11 protein-coding genes are annotated in these 19,975 nt (G+C 48.7%); 7 read left to right on the top strand and 4 right to left on the bottom strand.

The window, feature by feature from the left end; all coding sequences use genetic code 11:
- The 4 genes from H6G89_RS30755 to H6G89_RS35345 form a co-directional block, all read left to right on the top strand.
- The coding region (locus tag H6G89_RS30755) for a PAS domain-containing hybrid sensor histidine kinase/response regulator (RefSeq protein ID WP_190513838.1) at positions 1-2,117 on the top strand (2,117 nt) is incomplete at its 5' end.
- Positions 2,118-2,178: 61 nt separating this feature from the next.
- Positions 2,179-2,583 (top strand): response regulator, encoded by a 405-nt coding sequence (locus H6G89_RS30750; RefSeq protein ID WP_199337026.1) that lies wholly within the window; start codon positions 2,179-2,181, stop codon positions 2,581-2,583.
- 55 nt (positions 2,584-2,638) lie between these two features.
- Positions 2,639-5,716, top strand: a complete 3,078-nt coding sequence (locus H6G89_RS30745; protein WP_190513836.1) for an ATP-binding response regulator — start codon at positions 2,639-2,641, stop codon at positions 5,714-5,716.
- A 59-nt stretch (positions 5,717-5,775) separates the two neighbouring features.
- On the top strand, positions 5,776-10,770 hold the full coding sequence (locus H6G89_RS35345) for an ATP-binding protein (protein WP_190513835.1): 4,995 nt from the start codon (positions 5,776-5,778) through the stop codon (positions 10,768-10,770).
- 175 nt (positions 10,771-10,945) lie between these two features.
- Here the strand turns inward: H6G89_RS35345 and H6G89_RS30735 are convergent, their stop codons facing one another.
- From H6G89_RS30735 to H6G89_RS36305, 4 genes are all read right to left on the bottom strand, one after another.
- A complete protein-coding gene (locus H6G89_RS30735) occupies positions 10,946-11,626 on the bottom strand; it encodes a tyrosine-type recombinase/integrase (RefSeq protein ID WP_309230132.1) in 681 nt (226 codons plus the stop codon).
- Between the two features lie 263 nt (positions 11,627-11,889).
- Entirely contained in the window at positions 11,890-14,541 is a 2,652-nt protein-coding gene (locus H6G89_RS30730; RefSeq protein WP_190513834.1) for a pPIWI_RE module domain-containing protein, read from the bottom strand.
- Complete coding sequence (locus H6G89_RS30725; RefSeq protein WP_190513833.1) at positions 14,531-17,680, bottom strand: hypothetical protein; 3,150 nt, start codon at positions 17,678-17,680, stop codon at positions 14,531-14,533. The genes H6G89_RS30730 and H6G89_RS30725 overlap by 11 nt, the downstream gene beginning before the upstream one ends.
- A 10-nt stretch (positions 17,681-17,690) precedes the next feature.
- Positions 17,691-18,821 carry a restriction endonuclease-related protein gene (locus H6G89_RS36305; RefSeq protein ID WP_309230133.1) on the bottom strand — a complete coding sequence of 377 codons (1,131 nt, stop codon included), beginning with the start codon at positions 18,819-18,821 and terminating at the stop codon, positions 17,691-17,693.
- 176 nt (positions 18,822-18,997) lie between these two features.
- Between H6G89_RS36305 and H6G89_RS30715 the strand changes: the two genes are divergently transcribed.
- The 3 genes from H6G89_RS30715 (at position 18,998) to H6G89_RS30705 (ending at position 19,955) form a co-directional block, all read left to right on the top strand.
- Positions 18,998-19,330: a hypothetical protein gene (locus tag H6G89_RS30715; RefSeq protein WP_190513831.1), complete on the top strand. Its 333-nt coding sequence runs from the start codon at positions 18,998-19,000 to the stop codon at positions 19,328-19,330.
- A 71-nt stretch (positions 19,331-19,401) separates the two neighbouring features.
- Complete coding sequence (locus H6G89_RS30710; RefSeq protein ID WP_190513830.1) at positions 19,402-19,659, top strand: type II toxin-antitoxin system ParD family antitoxin; 258 nt, start codon at positions 19,402-19,404, stop codon at positions 19,657-19,659.
- Positions 19,659-19,955 carry a type II toxin-antitoxin system RelE/ParE family toxin gene (locus H6G89_RS30705; protein WP_190513829.1) on the top strand — a complete coding sequence of 99 codons (297 nt, stop codon included), beginning with the start codon at positions 19,659-19,661 and terminating at the stop codon, positions 19,953-19,955. Before H6G89_RS30710 ends, H6G89_RS30705 begins: the two co-directional genes overlap by 1 nt.
- The last annotated feature ends 20 nt before the right edge of the window (positions 19,956-19,975 follow it).

Raw genomic sequence — 19,975 nt, 5'->3', positions numbered from 1 at the left:
CGGGGCGTGACATTAGCGATCGCAAACAAGTAGAAATTGCCCTGCGCGACAGTGAGCAGCAGTTCCGCACCCTGACTGCTACCATTCCCCAATTGATTTGGACAGCAACGCCTGATGGCAGCGTAGACTATCTGAGTCAGCAATGGGCAGACTATGTTGGTTTGCCACCAGAACAGCTTTATGGCTGGCAGTGGCAGAATGTGGTGCATCCAGAGGATCTGGCAAACACGTTGCCTGATTGGAAACATAGTCTGGAAACGGGTGAACCTGTGGAAATCAAACATCGGTTTCGCTTCCACACCGGAGAATGGCGCTGGCAGTTGGTTCGCGGCACTCCCATCAAAGATGAGGCTGGGCAGGTGACGAAGTGGGTGGGAACCTGCACCGACATCCAAAGTGAAATTGATGCTCAAGCTTTAATCCAGGCGAAGAATGATCGGCTAAAACTGCTTTCTGAGATGACCAACGAGTTGTTGTTAAACGAGAATTCCCAATCATTTCTCAACACTCTATTTCAAAAGCTGTCGGCACATCTCAACTTAGAGATTTATGTCAATTATCTACTACAGGAAGATAAGCAGCGTTTGCGGCTTGTTGCCCATAGTGGCATCTCTGCCGAAGTTGCATCAGCGGCTAAAACTTTAGAGCTTGGGCAAGCAGTTTGCGGCTATGTAGTTCAAAACCAGACAGCGGCTGTGATTGAAAAGGCTCTGGAATCTACAGGGTTTTTGGCTGCTGCATTACAACCCCTTGGAATCAGGGCTTATGCCAGTTACCCATTAATGGTCAACAATCAGGCGATCGGGACGCTTGGTTTTGGTACTCGCACTCGCGATCGCTTCTTACCAGAAGAACTAGAACTGATGCAGACCGTCTCCGATCAGGTGTCAACGGCTTTGCAGCGATCGCAACTGGTCAAAGCACTCCAGCAAAGAGCCGAAGAACTTGCTCAGGCTAACCGGCTTAAAGATGAATTTTTGGCAGTCCTTTCCCATGAACTGCGATCGCCCCTCAACCCCATTCTGGGTTGGACAAAATTACTTCGCAATGGCAAACTTGACGCGACCAGAACCGCTCATGCCTTAGAAACCATTGAGCGCAATACTCAGCTACAGGTGCAGTTGATCGACGATTTACTCGACATCTCCCGCATTTTGCGCGGCAAACTTGCCCTGACTATCACAACTGTCGATCTGCAATTCGTCATCTCCGCCGCACTGGAAACGGTTCGACTTGCTGCCGAAGCGAAATCACAGCAAATCGAGACAATCATCTCACCGATCGCGGGCACTGTGAACGGTGACGCTGGACGATTACAGCAAGTGATCTGGAATCTGCTGTCTAATGCCATCAAGTTCACACCTGCAGGAGGGTACATTACCATTCAGCTATCTTCAGAGGGGGCAACTGCACGAATTCAAGTCAAAGATTCTGGAAAGGGGATTAAACCTGACTTTTTGCCCTACATCTTTGAGCATTTCCGTCAGGAAGATGGAGCCCCAACCCGCCAGTTTGGTGGATTGGGGCTGGGACTAGCGATCGCCAAGCAAATCACAGAAATGCATGGTGGCACAATCAAAGCAGAAAGCCAGGGTGAGGGAATGGGGGCTACCTTTGTCGTTGAATTGCCGCTGTCGCAAAACACTCAAAATTCAGTCAGAACTGGAAATTTAGCACTGAATACTCCGCCCTCAGCCCTTGACGCTCCTCTAGCAGGTTTGCATATTCTGCTGGTAGATGACGAGCCGGATACCCGTGATTTTCAAGCTTTTGTATTAGAACAGGGTGGCGCAAAGGTGACAGCCGTTGCCTCTGGATTTGAGGCACTACAAGCCCTGGATCAGTTCACGCCGGATGTCTTAATCAGCGATATTGGGATGGCGGGGATGGATGGTTATGCACTGATACAGCAGATTCGCTCACGTCTACTCCATCAAGACAAACTGCTTCCTGCGATCGCTTTAACGGCTTATGCCAGAGAGATGGATCAACAGCAAGCGATCGCGGCTGGTTTTCAGCAACATTTGACAAAACCGATCGACCCGGATGCATTCATCAGCGCGATCGTCACTCTTCGACAAGGAGAGTGGAGACAGATAGGTAGCAGGAAAACATAGGCAACTTTATGTTTTCCTGCTACCTATCTGGACAGAAATTTGAGCAAAAGGAGAAATGCTGATGACACAAATGCCTCAGTCGCTTCATGGGTTACGGGTGCTTGTGGTGGATGACGAAGCAGATATTCGGGAATTCATCACGGTTGTCTTAGAGTCGCATGGGATGAGCGTCAAGGCAGTTGCCAGCGCAGCAGCGGCATTTGAGGTATTAAAGCCATTCCAACCCGATGTATTGGTTTGTGACATTCGGATGCCGGGTGGCAGTGGGTATGACTTGATTCGGCAAATTCGCGATTTGGAAGCGAAGGAGGGAGGGCATCTTCCCGCCACTGCGATTACGGCTTATCAGGATGAGGACTGGGAGGAATCTCGAAAGGCTGGGTTTGAGGCACATTTGCACAAGTTTGCTCAGCCGATCGAGTGGGTGGAGACGATCACGCAATTGGCTGGGCAAACATCAGTCTGAAACAGAATTGGTAGAGTTGACTTGAAAGCTGCATCGCGATCCAGGAGAGCCAGGTATGACGATCGCTTCCGAATCCCCCAATCCCCTCTCTGAATCCCTATTTGCAGGCGGTGGCGAAATGGGAGTTTTGATGCGCTCGTTCGACTGGTCAACCACTCCCTTAGGCCCGGTTGAAAACTGGTCGTCGTCCCTGCGTACCTCCGTCAGCACCATACTTGCGTCTCGCTTTGCTCAAAGCATTTTCTGGGGGCATGATTACATCCAGCTTTACAACGATGACTTTGCTCCGATCCTTGCAACAAAGCACCCAACAGCACTGGGAAAACCCGCCTGTGAAACCTGGTTAAAGATTTGGGATGTAACCAAGCAACTATTTGATGGCGTCATGACCACAGGCGACGCCTTCTTTGCCAAAGACCAGCTTTATCACCCCATTCGCTTCGGTTATCTGGAAGAAACCTACTTTACCTTCTGCTACAGCCCTGTTCGAGACGAGGCAGGTACTATCAGTGGCGTACTCTGCACCGTGACCGAAACAACTCAGCAAGTAATTGGTCAACGTCGCTTAACAATGTTACGCGAGCTAGCCACAGCCGGAAGCGGTGCAAAAACACTACAGTCTGTCTGTCTGTCTACTGCTGATACGCTTAACCCCTACGATATTCCCTTTGCTCTGTTCTACCAGGTCAATTCCCAAGGCAACTTAGCAGAACTGGTCGCTTCAAGTGGGTTGCCCCCCGACAGTGCCGCTGCATCCCCAACCATTGCGCTAACCACACACACAGATGCAAACGATTTGAGCGAGCAGTCTGGTGGCTGGCCGCTGGCTAAAGTGCTGCAAAGCCGCGAACCGCAACTGATCACAGATGTTGTCGATCGCTTCGGAGTGCTATCGGTTGACCCGTGGCTCGAAAGTCCCCATTCTGCCTTTATTCTCCCGATCCTATCGAGCAACAAAGAACGGGTGGAGTGTTTGCTGATTGCTGGAATCAGTCCTCGCCTCCAGTTCAGTTCAGAATACCGTTCATTTCTCGAACTGGTAGCTCAGCAGGTTGAAAGCTCGATCGCTACTGCTCGAAGCTATGAAGCGGAGCGCAAACGGGCGGAGGCATTGGCAAAGCTTGATTGCGCCAAAACGACTTTCTTCAGCAATGTCTCTCATGAGTTTCGCACCCCGCTCACCTTGATGCTGGGTCCGCTGGAAGATGCTTTGGCGAGAGTGGGAGAGTGGGAGAGTGAGAGAGTGGAAGCCATGCAAAACTCACCCTCTCACCCTCCTACTTCCTTATCCTCCCTCAAGGAGCAACTCCAACTCGCTCACCGGAATGGATTGCGGTTGCTCAAGCTGGTGAATACGCTGTTAGATTTCTCACGCATTGAGAGCGATCGCATTCAAGCGATTTACGAACCCATCGACCTTTCCACCTTTACCACAGAGCTAGCCAGTGTTTTTCGGTCTGCGATCGAGCGGGCAAAGTTGCGCTTCGTGGTGGATTGTGCTCCTCTGCCTGAGCCAATTTATGTTGATCGGGAGATGTGGGAGAAGATCGTTCTCAATTTAGTCTCAAATGCGTTCAAATTCACGTTTACAGGCACAATTACGGTTCGTTTACATCTCGTTGATAACCAGGTCGAGCTAGCGGTACAAGACACGGGTATTGGCATTTCAGCCGCAGAAATCGGACATCTGTTTGAGCGGTTCTACCGAGTCAAAGGAGCGCAAGGACGGACGTTTGAAGGTTCAGGGATTGGTTTATCCCTGGTTCAGGAATTGGTCAACCTGCATGGGGGAACCGTTCAGGTGAGCAGTGTTGAAGGATCAGGCAGTTGCTTTCGCGTGTTGATTCCCACTGGCTGCGCTCATTTGCCCACGGAACGGATTGGGGCAAATCGCACGTTAGCATCAACCACAATAGGGACATCACCCTATGTAGAGGAGGCGTTGCAATGGTTGCCCCAAGAGAATGAAAGTATCCAAGCAGTCACAAGTCAGAAAGGAAGAGAAACACCCTTTGCACCAACCTATGCCCACGTTTCCTCATCGGCATCCAGCCAAATTTTGCTGGTCGATGACAACGCCGATATGCGCGACTATCTGAAGCGGTTGTTGAGTGAACGGTGGCAGGTGGAGACGGCTGCCAATGGCGCGATCGCTCTCAATCTAATCCAACACCAACTCCCCGATCTGGTACTAACCGATGTGATGATGCCGGAGGTAGACGGATTCCAACTGCTCAAAACGTTGCGAGCTGACCCCATCACTCAAAGTATTCCAATTATCCTCCTGTCAGCACGAGCAGGCGAAGAGGCAACGGTGGAAGGACTGGAAGCCGGAGCCGATGATTACCTGATCAAACCCTTCTCTGCTCGTGAACTCATCGCGCGGGTGGAAACACAACTGCAAATGTCCCGCCTTCGCCAGGAGCTATCCGCTAACCGCTTCAAGAATGAGTTTCTCATGACGGTCACGCATGAACTGCAATCCCCGTTGGCGACCATTCTGGGATGGGCACGATTTCTACAAACTAAATCCCTTGAACCTGACGCAATGGCACGAGCACTCGCTACAATCGAGCGTAACGCCACGATTGAGGCAAACCTGCTCAAGAATTTGCTGGATATGGCAAGCCTTCTCTCTGGCAAACTGCGTTTGAAATCTCAAATTGTTGATCTGGCTTCTCTGGTTCGCAATGTCGCAACAAGCTTTCGGGAAACGGCTGAGTCAAAGAATATTCAACTGATTGAAACAATATCTGATCAGGTGCCGAGCAATATGTTTGCGGATGGAGATCGCCTCAAACAAATCATTGCGAACCTGCTGGAGAATGCCATCAAATTCACGCCAGAGGGCGGACAAGTCACCGTTCGGCTTGAATGCGTTGACTCTGAGGTTCACATTACCGTAACAGATACCGGAATTAGTATCCGTCCTGATTTTCTACCCTCTGTCTTCGATCGCTTCACGCAGGCAGAAGTGCCCAGTCGTCATTCCCCGGGAGGCGTGGGAATTGGATTGGCGATCGCTCGTCTCTTAGTTGAATTGCACCAGGGGACGATCAAGGTTGCTAGCAAAGGAGAGGGGAGAGGGGCAACATTTATAGTTCGTTTGCCATTACGAATGGACAATTCGTAACTCGAAATAGCGATTTCCTCATTCTGAATTGCGAACTACGAACTACAAATTTAACTGCCATGCAACACCCCCATTCTGAAACTGTTACGCTCAACGATATTTTGCTGACTGAAGAGCTATCGCGACGCGCTCCCCGTCCACCAAACTGGCAGGTAGAAGCCGAAGCTATGCGAGCGATCGCTCAGCAAATGGCGCAAGACTCAGAAAGCCTGATGCAAACACTGGTCGATACGGCGCTGAAGCTATGCCAGGCAGGAACGACTGGACTGAGCTTGTTGGAAACCACAGCAGACGGAGAAGAAATTTTTCGCTGGACTGCTCTGGCAGGAACTTTAGCCCACCATGTGGGCGGCAGCACTCCCCGAAACTTTAGCCCATGCGGGGTTTGTCTCGACCAGGGTTCTCCTGTGCTTTTTTCCCATCCTGAACGCTATTTCATTTACTTTCAGGACGCGAACATCCCGATCGTCGAAGGGTTGGTGCTGCCGCTGGTTGCCGACAACCACGTCTTCGGCACGATCTGGATCATGTCTCACGATGAGCAGCGGCAGTTTGACTCAGAAGATGTGCGAATCATGATGAGTCTGGCAGACTTTACGGCTACCGCTTTGCTGTTGCAGCAGCGTCAGACAGGAGAATTGCTGGCAGCGAATGCGGTGTTAGAAACAGAAATTGTCGATCGCAAACAGGCAGAAGATGCCCTGCGGGAATCGGAAGTGAAATATCGATCGCTGTTCAATTTGATCGACGAAGGCTTTTGCGTCATCGAAGTATTGTTTGATGAATCTGGAAACGCATTTGACTATCGCTTTCTAGAAGCCAATCCAGCCTTCGAGCAACAAACCGGACTGGTAAATGCGATCGGTAAAACCATGCATGAGCTAGTGCCACAGCACGAGGCACACTGGTTTGAGAGTTACGGCAGAGTTGCGCGAACTGGAATACCAGAGCGGTTTGAAAACGTGGCTGAGGAACTGGGGCGATTTTACGACGTTTACGCCTTCCGCATGGGTGAGCCACAGGAGCGCAAGGTGGCGATTCTCTTCAACGACATCAGCGATCGCAAACGCCGCGAGGCGAATCTCACTTTTCTCGCCGACTTGATGAACGATTTTGCGCCGCTCGCCACTGCCGAAGAAGTCATGGAAATAGCGGGCAAACGCATCACCGAATATCTCGGTTTGTCGCGCTACATGTTCGTCGAGATTTTCCCGGAGGCGGGCACATGCACCTATCTATTCCCCAGTCATCCCCCCGGTCAGCTTGAAATCAGCGGCAGCTTCGTACTCGCCGATTATCACACCGAAGAGGAACACCGTCTGCTCTGCGCCGGGCATTCGATGATCGTCAACGACGTACGCGACGGAACGCGCACGCCCGAACAGATCGCATCGTTTGAGGTGTTCGACATCGGTTCGATTGTCAACACTCCCTACTTAAGCAATGGACGCTGGGTTTTCGATCTGGGCGTCGCGCGCAGTAAGCCCTCGGTTTGGCGCGAGGACGAAATCGAGCTTTTACGGGAACTCTCCGCGCGGGTTTGGCTCAGAATTGAACGCGCCCGTGCTGAAGCGTCGTTACGCGAATCGGAGGAAAAATATCGATCGCTGTTTGAAACGATGGACGAAGGCTACCTCCTATCCGAGGTGATTTTCGACGAGAACGACAAGCCGATTGACATTTTCTACCTCGAAGCGAATCCGGCAGCCGTGCGCCTCGCTGGACGGGACTTCTCTGGGCAACGGATGCGCGAGACTGACCCGAATTACGAAGAGTACTGGTATGAGATCTACGGGCACGTCGCGCTCACGGGCGAGTCCGTGCGTGCCGAACGATACGCCCAACCGCACGATCGATGGTTTGATTTTTATGCGTTCAAAGTCGGCGGGCAGGAGAGCCGCCGCGTCGCCGCCGTCTTCAACGACATCACCGATCGCAAACGCGCTGAACAGCGGCAAGCCTACATGCTGCAATTGAGCGATGCCCTGCGATCTCTTGCCGACCCGCTCGTCGTTCAGGAGGTCGCCTGCCGCGTACTCGGCGAACACCTCGGAGCGAACCGGGTACTCTACTCCGAGATGTTCGAGGGTTCAGGCTCGCAGACGCTCATCCGTGTCAACGATTACACGGCTGGTGTGCCGTCCAGGGTCGGGTGGCACCAGCTCGAAGACTATGGGGAGTTTGTCATGGAGACGTGGCGGGCGGGTCGGAACCTGTTGTGGAGCAGCCTGGATGACTTGCCCAACCTGTCAGTGGACGAGCGGGCTGCATACGAGGCTGTCGAGATCGAAGCCATCATCGGTGTCCCACTGGTCAAAGAAGGGCAGTTCAAAGCTTTCCTCGCCGTCCACCAAGCCACTCCACGGAAGTGGACAGCAGAAGAGATCGCCCTGGTCGAGGAGACGGCAGAGCGGACTTGGGCGGCGGTTGAACGCGCCCGCGCAGAAGAACAGTTGCACCGTCTTGCTGAAATGGATGCGTTTCGGGTGCAGTTGTCGGATGCCCTGCGATCGCTCTCCGATGCGGTTGAAATTCAGGCAACCGTAACGCACACCACCATGAACTTCTTTAGAGCAAACCGATGTTACTACTGCGAAATTATTGACGGTAGTGCCATCATCCGGCGGGATGCCTCCCAAGCAGATTTACCGTCGGTGGTGGGGGCGTATCCTCTAGAAGATTCCCCCATCTTCAGAGCCATGCTTGAAGGCGGTCAGCCGTTTGTCTTTGAGGATGTCCACACGACGAACGTGCTGGATGAGAACCTGAGACAGACCTGCTTGCAGTTGCAAATTATTGCTGGTATCAACGTGCCTGTGATCAAGCAGGGAGAGCCTGTTGGCATTCTCGCTATCACCCAGACCACACCAAGGAAATGGACAACGTTTGAGATGGATCTGGCGGAAGAAATTGCCGATCGCACCTGGGCAACCATCGAACGTACCCGTGCCGAAGCAAACTTGCGGGAAGCAGAACTTCAGCGAGTGCGAGAACAATCTGCCCGTGAACAAGAACAACAGCGCGCCGAATCACTGGCAGAACTCGATCGCGCCAAAACCGTCTTCTTCAGCAACGTCAGCCACGAGTTCCGCACACCGCTGACACTGATCCTTTCGCCACTGGAGGAAGCGTTGAGGAGTTTGGAAGGAGTTTGTGGAGATGGGGGAGATCAAACACTCTCCTCACCTTCCTTACCTTCCCCATCTTCCCTAAGGCAGCAACTCCAACTCGCTCACCGCAACAGCCTGCGCTTATTGAAACTGGTTAATACGTTACTCGACTTCTCCCGTATTGAAGCTGGACGTATGGAAGCGGTCTATGAACCGACCGACCTGTCCAACTACACTACAGAACTCGCGAGTGTTTTTCGTTCAGCGATCGAACGAGCAGGCTTGCAATTGATTGTCGATTGCAAACCTTTACCTGAACCTGTCTTTGTCGATCGGGAGATGTGGGAGAAAATTGTTTTGAATCTACTCTCCAACGCATTCAAATTCACTTTTGAGGGTGCAATCACAGTTCGGTTACATCCTGTAGACAGCAATCAAGCGATTCTCCACATTCAAGATACGGGCACCGGAATTGCTCCCCAACATTTACCCCATTTATTTGAGCGGTTCTATCAAGTTCGCAGCACCCAAGCACGAACTTATGAAGGATCAGGCATCGGTCTTGCTCTGGTGCATGAATTGGTTCAACTGCATAACGGCACGATTCAGGTTAATAGCACGTTAGGAGAGGGGACATGGTTCACAGTCTCTCTACCATTTGGGACGAAGCATCTGCCCAGCGATCGCCTTCAAGATGAAGGCGATCGCTCCCCAACCCGCACCTTGGCATCCACCGGAATGAGTGCTGCCTCTTATGTAGAAGAAGCGGAACGGTGGCTACCATCCCAGACTTCGGAGGCTTTCAAAACCTCCGAAGTCCCGCCTCCAACCCTCGCTTCTGCCCGTGTGCTTCTAGTCGATGACAACGCCGACATGCGGGAGTATTTGACCCGTATCCTCAGCGAACACGTTCAAGTGGAAGCCGTCGCAGATGGAGCAACAGCTCTGGTAGCGGCTCAAACACGAGTGCCCGATCTCATCCTGAGTGATGTGATGATGCCAGGACTGGATGGGTTTGAATTACTGGGAGCGTTGCGAGCAGACCCACGAACTAGAGAAATTCCCATCCTTCTGCTTTCGGCGCGTGCGGGTGAGGAGGCGATCGTTGAAGGATTAGAAGCCGGAGCCGATGACTACCTGGTCAAACCCTTCTCAGCGCAAGAACTCGTCTCTCGCGTTATGGCTCATCTGCAAATGGCACAGCTACGTGGAGAGGCATTGCAAGAAGCAAGAAGTACGCTTCGCAGTCGGGATGAATTTATCTCCGTCGTTTCCCATGAACTGAATACCCCTCTGGTGTCGATTCTTGGCTGGACACGCATGTTACGGAGCAGTCCACCCAACCCAGTGATGCTGAACAAAGCGTTAGACACGATCGAGCGTAACGCCACGCTGCAAGGCAAGCTGGTGCAAGATCTCCTGGATATCTCCCGCATCACCGCAGGCAAACTCCGTCTCAATCCTCAACCTATTGAATTGCAGCCTGTGATTGAAACCGCGATCGCAACGGTCACCCAACTCGCCGCAGACAAAGGCATCCATTTAACCTGGCAGAAAACTGTTACAGAACCTGTTGTCGTCATGGGAGATAGTGATCGCCTTAGTCAAGTTCTCATCAATCTCCTGACCAACGCGATTAAATTCACACCCGCATCCGGCAACGTCGCCCTTGAACTATCAGTCGTGAACAATGATGCCGCTTACGCTGAAATTCAGATAATAGATACAGGTGTTGGAATTACGGCTGATTTTCTACCCCAGGTGTTTGAGCGGTTCCGTCAAGCTGAAGGGGCACATTCAGTAAAGGGACTGGGATTAGGATTGGCGATCGCCCGTCATATTGTCGAACTTCATAACGGTACAATTCATGCTGATAGTGCAGGAGAAGAGAACGGGGCAACCTTTACCGTCAGGTTCCCGCTTTTACAGGACGGTGGAAGCTAATTCAGATGAATTAATTGAACGACTACCTGAACCAGTACCTCTGGCTCAATGGGTTTCGAGATGTGCTTTTGGAATACTGCAAGGTTATTCATATCGCGGGTAATTAACCCGACTTGATATTAGTCAGTTGTTAACGCGCTCACTGCTAAATCAGTATGTAAATCAGAAATTGAATTTAGGATCGAAAACTGAGTGTCGCGATCGCCATTTCCTTGTCTTTCTCCGTCACATCGATATACCGCTGCAACGCCGACAGGCTCTTGTGTCCAGAGATCGACTGAATATGCTTAATCGGTACTCGTTCGTTGTGCATCCAAGTGATTGCCGTGCGACGAAAGCTGTGGGTGCTGGCTCCCTCAATCCCCAACCGCTTAAAGGCTGCCCGTAAAATGGCATCGGCAGACTCTGGGCAAATATGCCCTCGCCCCCAGCGTCCTGGAAAGAGGTAGGGACGATCGCTCCGATACCCTTCCAGCAATTTCCTTAACTCTGGCGACACCGGAACGGATCGCGTCTCCTGTTTCCCTTTGGTTGTTGCCCGCCGAAAGGTAATGCGATCGCGCACCCGCCCATCCGTCCCATACACATCAGCGGTATGCAGCGAACATGCCTCATTGACCCGCGCAGTCGTGTACAGACAAATCCCAAACAACGCCCGATCTCGCTCAGTCGGCAACCCCTCTATATAAGAGAGCAACGACAGGGAGGCGATCGCCTCTATCCCTTTCACTCCCCTAAAACAAACCAGCAGCCGAAATAGCTTCAGATTTGAAACCAACCCCAGTTTTCCGTCAAACAGCCAAGCGATCTCTTGCGCTGGCAAGATCTTGGCTTGATCGTGGCGGTTGATTTTCACAGGCTGAGCAGTACGGGGGTTCAGCCAATTCTACATTAGGAAATAGTAATAAGTTAATGTATCAACCTCAAATGCTGATTTCTCCGTGAAATGGCTCCAGGCAACTCAACTGGCTTTAGTAAAACTTATGGGTCAGCCTCATAGTTAAGCCATGCCAGTAGACTTCTGTCGATTAAAAGTTGCTTCGACAGAAGTTTATTTCAGATAGGTTCCACCTCAAAGTCTGCTAAGCAGGCATCAATACAATGTCATTGGGGTAGTCTTTATAGTTTCCCAAGAGCATGTATGGGTCGATAATTATCGAGTCCAGCAGCCAAATGTAAAGGGGCAGGAAGAATTGTGGCATCTAGGTAGTGTATTAACCCATAAAGCCGTAAACATTGAACAAAACTTGCCCAATCACTAAAGCGATCGTTCTCCTGTAATGTCAGATTCAGGAATATGCCACGAGGGTTGTACCCTTGAGCATGAGGTTTTGGCTTCTTAGGCTGTCCAACATTTTTCCCTTTCGTTTTAACCATTGGTAACAGCTTGCTTTCCTGCAAGATGCCACCACTTCGTGAATCGGGGCGTTGATTGCTGAGGTAATAATGTCCACACTCATCTCCCTGCGAAGGAGGATAAAACACTCCTTCTGTATGACCAGCTAGTTCACCTCGCTTGTTAAGTGCTCGATATAGAGGTACTTGTGAAGTGTAGGGAGTAATGATTGATGCAATTCGAACATAAGGGTACTTCCGCAGGGAAACGTGTGTTGACTCCCGACCCACATCAAATGCAAGGCTGTGCTTTTGCCACTGTTTCTTCTGCAGGAAGCTTAATCCTTTTGTATGTAAATTCGCTACATCAAAGCAGAATAGGGTTGGCTGTTTCGTTTCCTGAAATAAGTTGTTAAACACCCATGCCTGAATAGCACTTTTGTCCAACTTGATAGGCTGAAACATCTTGCCTGTACACATTTGAATTTGGAAGGAATGAAAGTCGAGCCAATCGTTGCATCCATAGGCTTTAGCTGTCACTCCACTCTCACTCATACATACTGCAACAGGAAGGTATTCCGTTCTTTCACTGCAGTAGAACGGAATTAAATAAACTCCTACACTTGCAACATGAGTTGGAAAATCTTCAGCAGCAAAACTCGGATATACATAAGCACCTGCCATTGATAAACCAGTCAGAAGAGTATTCTCGACCCGATGAGCAAAATTGCTCTTGAGGGACGGAGCTTTGAAAAATTTATCTTCTGACTCATCAGCTGCCTTGTTTTCACGACGAGTTATTTCTGTACTCAACGTTTCTAGATTCAGGAAATCTTCAGTGTCATCTTCTGCTTTCGGCTCAAAGTGGTCGGTAACACTACCTAACATGGCTAAGGCAGGACGAAAGCAAGGTTTTGGATCTTTTTTCGAATCCTGCCAAAACATCTCCTTAGGCAGAATCTCAATTAGGGTAAGTGTTTTCTGATTTGGAGAAGAAGCATGAAGAGATTGTTGGAACTTGCGGATTCTATCACTACACTCATTTTTCCAAGAGGTCCCAGGTAATTCTGCTCCTAAAACACCCAAATCATAGATTTCCACATCTGTAATTCCATACTTCTTAGCCAAGGGAACAATTAAATCTTTTGCCTCTTGGCTCTGTGCTAGTAAAACTAACCTTAAATCAGGCGGAATATAGAATGGAGGTGCAGTTACAACTGTGGCAAAGTGAGATTTTACAAATTTCTCGACTTCACTGTAAGCAGAGCTTACCTGCCTTAAGGACTTATCATTAGAACACCGAGAATACGGCTCTAAGAGGGAGAATTCTGTCCCTAAAATTTGCTGAAATCGCTCGATGCAAGCTTGTTGAAACATCACAATGTCAACGGGAAAGAACCCAGGATTCACATTGTGAGAAGTTGACATCTGATTGTTATAAACAGTCGCCCATACAAGCTCACTGTTTTTGTAAGGGCTTGCAATTACATCTTCCACAGCGAAGCGATCTCGATACTTAAGTTCTTGCAAAAGACGAATTAAATTATTCTCAAACTCAATCCCCCTTTCCTTGCCTGCATACCGGAGCTTACAAGCGGCAAATTGAGTTGCACCTACAGGCTTAATACAAACACTAGTCGCAGAAGGAAGATAACCCAATCGCCAACTCACCCAGCGCCTAATACCAGCATCACAAATTAGATAAGGAAAACCACCTGCATCATAGTGCAACGCAAATTTCAGACAATATGAGTAGTAGTGAACAACTTCTTCCTGTTGATTGCTACCCTTCCTTTTACGAGGGCGTTTAACTGGAATAGGAGGCCAGCTAATTGCTTCATCAATTCGCTCTCCCTCTAAAGCACTTGGGTAGAAGATAACTTCCTCAGAAACATTTCCAGTCGAGGGATTAATCAAAGAAAATGAACCGGATGCAACAGCAGAAGAACAAAGATAGGGAAACAAACTATAAAACAGATTATCAATTTCTAACTTACCGTCTACAATCCTCCAGATTGGATCCGGTATAGAAACTCGCTCAAACCGGAGATCATCACCAGAAATCGCCTGAATCTGCGTAACGTCTTCATCCGTCAGGAAGTCGGAATTTTCAAACGAAATCCTAAGCCATGTTTTGATTACTTCAGCGATTCTTTGAGTAGGGATCTGATCGGTTTTACAATAAAGCCACTTTACGCTGCAGCCCAGTTTAAATGCCCCTTTTTGAAAGAAAAGGATATCCTCAAACAACAGTTGAATAACAGGATTCAATGACTCAACAGGAGGTAGAACATAATTCTTTCCCAACTTATGTCTTTGCAGTCGAGTAAATAGCTCCTTCCATTGCTGAGGAACTGTAAGAGCATATAAATTGAATGGTAATATCAACTGATTTGGTACTGTTAGAGCCATCAATTGAATGTGTTTATAAGCCATCAATTTTCTCCAAAGCGCGATAGAAGGGATCGTAAAGTGACCGAACTAACGCTAAATCACGAGCGTTATAGCTAGTCTTAGTCTTTGATAAATAGGGGCGAAGGACGTATTCAAAGCCTTTCAATAACGACTCTTGAGCCGTTTCAGGCTTACCCAATGCAAGATTAGGTGCCCAAGCAGCATCAATAAACCGAATCAGGGTCGGTTGATTTCCACGAATGGTGCGGGCGATCGCTTGCCAAGTAAGCACCATTTGGGTCCAAATCAGTCCTTCCCTAACCTCTTTGGGCATCCCCCGATTAGAATACTGTAGAACTGTGTCGAGATTCTTTAGAAAGATGCTGTAGCCCTCACTGCGCCAAGATTCACACGCATCTCGTAGACCTTTTTCACGTTCTTCCAAGATTGCTTTTCTTTCCTCACAAAGTGCCAAGCGGAATTTATAATCAAGGTCATCCGAAGCCGGATGAGGGCGTACTAAAAAGTAGGCACCCCCAAAGGCACTCAATCCTTGATCGTTCAAAATATTCTTGCCTCTCCCGATCGCTGCAATCGGTGCAATCAAAATGGCTCGATTCGTGTTGGCAAAATTCTCAATATTGCCACGAGCGATCAACGATTCATCCACGTCTTCCAAAGGTGATCGAGCAGTCAAAGCTGCAACACGATGGCTCCAATCTCGACTCGTATCAAGCGTCAGTATGGCATTATGAACGAATTCAACCTGTTCATAACTGTTGACATACCAAATTAGCCGTTGGCGACCTGCTGGCAGAGCATCAAAATCTCGCTGTAAAATATCTGTTTGTCGCATCAGAGATCGTACGACTTGCAGTAAAGAATCTTCTTTATCTTTAACTCCAGAAACGCGCACTGACTTTCCATCAGGCCAGTAGCATGGAGAGAAATAGAAATTGCTTTGTGAGACTGCTTCTGTAGCTTGATGCTCTTTAGGACGTAACAGGTAGTCAACTGGTAGATCAACATTGTAAATGGGACTCTCCCCTGCCCAGCTCGTTCCGCTTAATAACAGAGCATGAGCACCTTGAGTTCCTTCGTTAGCAAATACTTGAGAAAAGTTTTCCAACAACCAACGTCCCTGCCCAAGAGCCTGAAAATACCAGAGTGTTAGCTGATCCTGTTGTTGTTCAAGCTTAAATCCACATACTAAACCTGACGCCAACCCTGGAGTTAACCCATAAAAATCACGAGGAATTCGATTAAAGAACACAATTTCATCAGCACCATCTGTCTGTTCTGTCAGTCCATAAGCGGTTTTTACGGACTGTTGAAAGAATGAAACAAAAAGTACAAGCTTTAGAAATAAAGCAAATCGACAACTGAAACCCCACCTATCCTCAACTGCTTTTAGCCAGCCCCTCTGCGTGAGTTCTTTCTCAATACTTGCGATCGTTGCCTGTTGTTCTTGCCAATTCTCATTTGCCAACCGCATCGCATACTCAGCTAACCAAGAGCTTTTCCAGTCTCCTAACAGAAACTCGGCTAACTCCTGATAAACAGAATTCTTGTCCAGGATAAAGGTATTTGAATCTGTATCAATTCCTTCGGCTTTGGCAATCTCTAAAACAAAACTCCTTGCTAAGAATGAGCAGGTAAAAAACTTTTCTGCTAACCACTCACTTTCATTAGGTGAAACTTGTAACTGAGTGCAGATATTATCGACCAGCGCATCAGCATTTTGCAACGCATGATTGAATTGTCCAAAAACAATCTGCCGCAGATCACTCCTAGAATTGCGAAGCTTTTGAGATCGAGTCCAAGTTACAACCTGATCGAGGAATCCATTACTTCCACGGGCAATCAACTTGATAGCTGGAAGAAATGTTGAATCTAAATTAGCCTGAGTTTTATCACACTCATCGAAGAAAACCACATTGCACGTGCGATACATCAATTCATAACAGGTAATCGACTGCGGGCTAACATGAGGCAGTGGTCGCGTAAATATAGCAGCAGCTGTTGTCGTTAGGATGACATCGGCATTTGCAAGCTGATTGACGTCTCGGTGTCTGGGACATTGTCCAATTAAAGGACAAATCCGTTCTCCCTCTTCATCCTTGTCATCACCTTCCCCTTCCTCAATCTTCTTGAGGTTAAAGCATGGGGGTGAGGAGGGTACAGAAGGTTGAAAGTACTGGCTTAGTGGGCAGGCTGTAGATAGATGTTCAAAGCCATCTAACCCTCCATCCACACTATGCCAATTTTCCAGGTGCAATTTACGGTTTCGCTGTCCCATCACAACGGAAACTCGTAACCCAACTTTTTTAAGCAAACTTGCCATTCTGAGACAAGTTACAACCTCACTCAGGACAATACCAACCCGATGTCCTTTTTGTACTACCGCAACCGTCAGGATTTCCATCAAGGTTGATTTACCTGCATTAAGGAGTCCAACCATGTGTTTAACACCGTCAAACACAAGCTCATCCGTTGATGCAAATCCCATCCCCTGAAAGTTCTCGACGATGATATTGTTCAATCGGTCAACGTAGTTGCTACCGCAGCATTTATCCAGAAGCTGTGCAGAGTCCTGCATCTCCCTTCGAGTTACAGAGATAGGCTTAACATTTTCCCGATGTAGTGATATCACGTTGCCTTGACGCACAGGCAATTCTTGCGGGATTTTGACGCTATAGGTGTTCTCCTCAAACTTGAATCGGTATTCCTGTCCAGGATCAGCATACTTAACTACCCGGCTGCGATATTTCAACTTATTGCCTAATAGATCCTCAAAGCGCTCAAACCGATTACCCCAAATAGAGGGCATTGGTTTCCTGGAGAATCGATAGGCATCATCGAGTTCATAAGCTCGAAACTTTGACGGAATTTGTCGGTAAACCCGTACCAACTGCTCCGCGATGTCCTCGTTCGTAATGTAAGGAAGCAGCTGTCTTAAGTTAAATAGAGTTCGTTTTGCTTCGGTGGTATCCAATAATAAGTTTAACTTGGGGAATAAATAGAACCGACTAGAAATCAGCAGCCATGCAGAAGTTGCTGTATCCAGATCATTCTGTACTCCCAATCTCTCAACCGCAAATAAGCAAAGCTCCACATCCAGTAGCGCCTCAATTTGATCCTTCGGTAAATTGGACTTACGTAATGTTTGTGCAGCTGACACTCTCCAACTTCTAGTTTCTCTCATGCTTCACCTTCCTCTCCCGGTCGGATATTTGAGGCGATTCTGCAGTTTGGGGACTAAGCTTCTTCTTTGCTAAAGCAAAAACAGCGTCGTCAAACATCGGCTTGATATTCTGCCACCGCCATCGGGACTTCAGCTCTTTGAGATAGGCGGGACGGTCACGCTTCCGCTCATTAGGAATGACAATATAGCCAAGATCCCAAGTTGGGTTGGAAGGAATTGGTTCGTCACCCAAACGCTTCACTAATAAATAGGGATTTGAATAATCTTTTAGATCGATCGCCCAAACCTCACCATCTGGAAATGTGACCCGTAGGTCATAGCAATCACAAGATGGGTAAAGCTCAACTTCAAGACCCAACTCTACAAATCTCTCGTAGAGCCGAACTTCTGCCCGTCCTGGGTAGAACCAGAAACGTTCAATTCCCCGCCTAAGCTTCAAAATAGATGGGTCCAGCTTGACTTTTCGTTTTAACCTGCGCCCAGATGGACATCGGTTACAATCTGGATTCGCAATAACCTGCTCATAAGCTACAGATGTCAAAGCATGACAGTATGGGCAAGCATAGAAATTTCCTTGCCATTGGTGACAACTAGGCGCTAGCTCATAACACTCCTCTAATAAATCAGCTAGTCCCACTCCAAGTCCAAATAACCCTTTTGCCTCCACAAACTCTTGCTCAGTGAGAACAGGATGCTCAATGATGAATCTTCGGAATTTGGTGTAGAGTTGCACTCCCTGGGAGTGAGACTGACAACGCTGGAGCAAGGTGGATGCAACCCTAGACTGCTCCTGAGAAAATACACTCCCGCCAAATGCTTCTGCTAGCTCAATTGTGATCTCGGTTGGTTCTCCAAAAAACAGTAGTGTGTTTTCCACGTCAATTTCAGCATCAACTTCTACGTTCCACTCGCTGAAAGGCTTTTCACACCATTGCTGATAAAAGTCTGGGAGACTAGACGGTGCCCGCTCTGGTTCCTCACCTAGAAGGAAACTTAGAACCACTTTGTCGTACCCCAATTGCAGGTTCTGAGGATACGGGTAAAGCTGTCCTCGTCGTTGAGCAACTTGAATTAGCCCAGCAGAAATTTGTTCAAGAGCGGGTATATCTAGCTTCACCACTAGTTACTACCTCAAAAATTTGAATTTTTATAGTAGTAACTATAACTCACAAATCTAAAACTGCAACTTTTTGTTTTTTTAATCCAAATTGGTTTGGTAGCATCGCAATTGTTGCAACCAACGGGGTTATGCTCTAAATTTCTGTCGATTTGCGTCTAAATCGACAGAACAAAATGATCAGCCCTCATCTAGAAGCAGAGCACGATCGCCTCCTTCAACTCATCCAAACCGTCCGCGACTCTGGCAGTGTGGCTCCCATCAATGTCTGGATCAGCCCTGCTCCCAAAGGCGAGCATATTTACTACAAGCTCAGTAGCAAGAACCCCGATATCAAGAATCTGCACCTGGGCAAGGCTAGTAGCGAGAAGTATCGTGACTGGAGAGCGAGAATTCAAAGGCGGGAGGCGATCGCTGAGTTGGAACAGCAGCTTTCCATGCTTCAGGCATTGATCGACCGCCAAGCAACCTTAGTACCTGCTACTTCCGATTTAAATCTGAATCTCTGAAATAACAACGATTGCTATTCCCTGTTATTAAGGCGAAAATAGAGAAGCCCAAGTGACAGGAGGACTCAAGCGTGAATGTGTCTTTAACACCGGAGCTAGAGCAGTTTGTCCAGGAGAAAGTCTCCAGCGGTCTCTATTACTCTGCCAGTGAAGTAATCCGCGAGGGGTTGCGCCTGCTGAAGGAGCGGGAGCAGCTTCAGCAACTCCGGTTGCAGGAGTTACGCCAGGACATTCAGGCGGGTTTGGATAGTGGGGAGCCAACCCTTTTAAACATGCCGGAGGTTAAAGAGAAAGCGCGGCAGCGCCGTCGTCAGAGGCAACCGCAGTAATGGCGATCGTTGTTAAACGTCCTCTTGCAGAACTAGACCTGCTGGACATCTGGGATTATATTGCAGACGACAGTATGGATCGGGCAGATGAGTTTTTAGATCGGATTGAAGAAAAACTGCACCTGCTAGCGCGTAATCCAGGGTTGGGGAGGAGACGGGATGAATTATTGCCGGGATTACAAAGCTTTCCGATCGGCAACTATGTCGTGTTCTACCGAGAGATCGAGGGTGGGATCGATGTAATCCGTGTTTTACGTGGCTCACGGGATATTGAAGTGATTTTCGGGCAGGGTTAATCCATGATGGATAACCCCTT

The organism is Oscillatoria sp. FACHB-1407 (assembly GCF_014697545.1).
Lineage (GTDB): Bacteria > Cyanobacteriota > Cyanobacteriia > Elainellales > Elainellaceae > FACHB-1407.
Note: the sequence above shows the minus strand (reverse complement) of the source record. Positions and strands in the feature narration are given on the sequence as shown.

What these genes read in the sequence shown, in the direction of transcription:
- H6G89_RS30705 (WP_190513829.1), top strand. Translation starts at nt 19,659, where the DNA reads ATGGCGATCGTTGTTAAACGTCCTCTTGCAGAACTAGACCTGCTGGAC.
- H6G89_RS30745 (WP_190513836.1), top strand. Translation starts at nt 2,639, where the DNA reads ATGACGATCGCTTCCGAATCCCCCAATCCCCTCTCTGAATCCCTATTT.
- H6G89_RS30730 (WP_190513834.1), bottom strand. Translation starts at nt 14,541, where the DNA reads ATGGCTTATAAACACATTCAATTGATGGCTCTAACAGTACCAAATCAG.
- H6G89_RS30750 (WP_199337026.1), top strand. Translation starts at nt 2,179, where the DNA reads ATGACACAAATGCCTCAGTCGCTTCATGGGTTACGGGTGCTTGTGGTG.
- H6G89_RS30715 (WP_190513831.1), top strand. Translation starts at nt 18,998, where the DNA reads ATGATCAGCCCTCATCTAGAAGCAGAGCACGATCGCCTCCTTCAACTC.
- H6G89_RS35345 (WP_190513835.1), top strand. Translation starts at nt 5,776, where the DNA reads ATGCAACACCCCCATTCTGAAACTGTTACGCTCAACGATATTTTGCTG.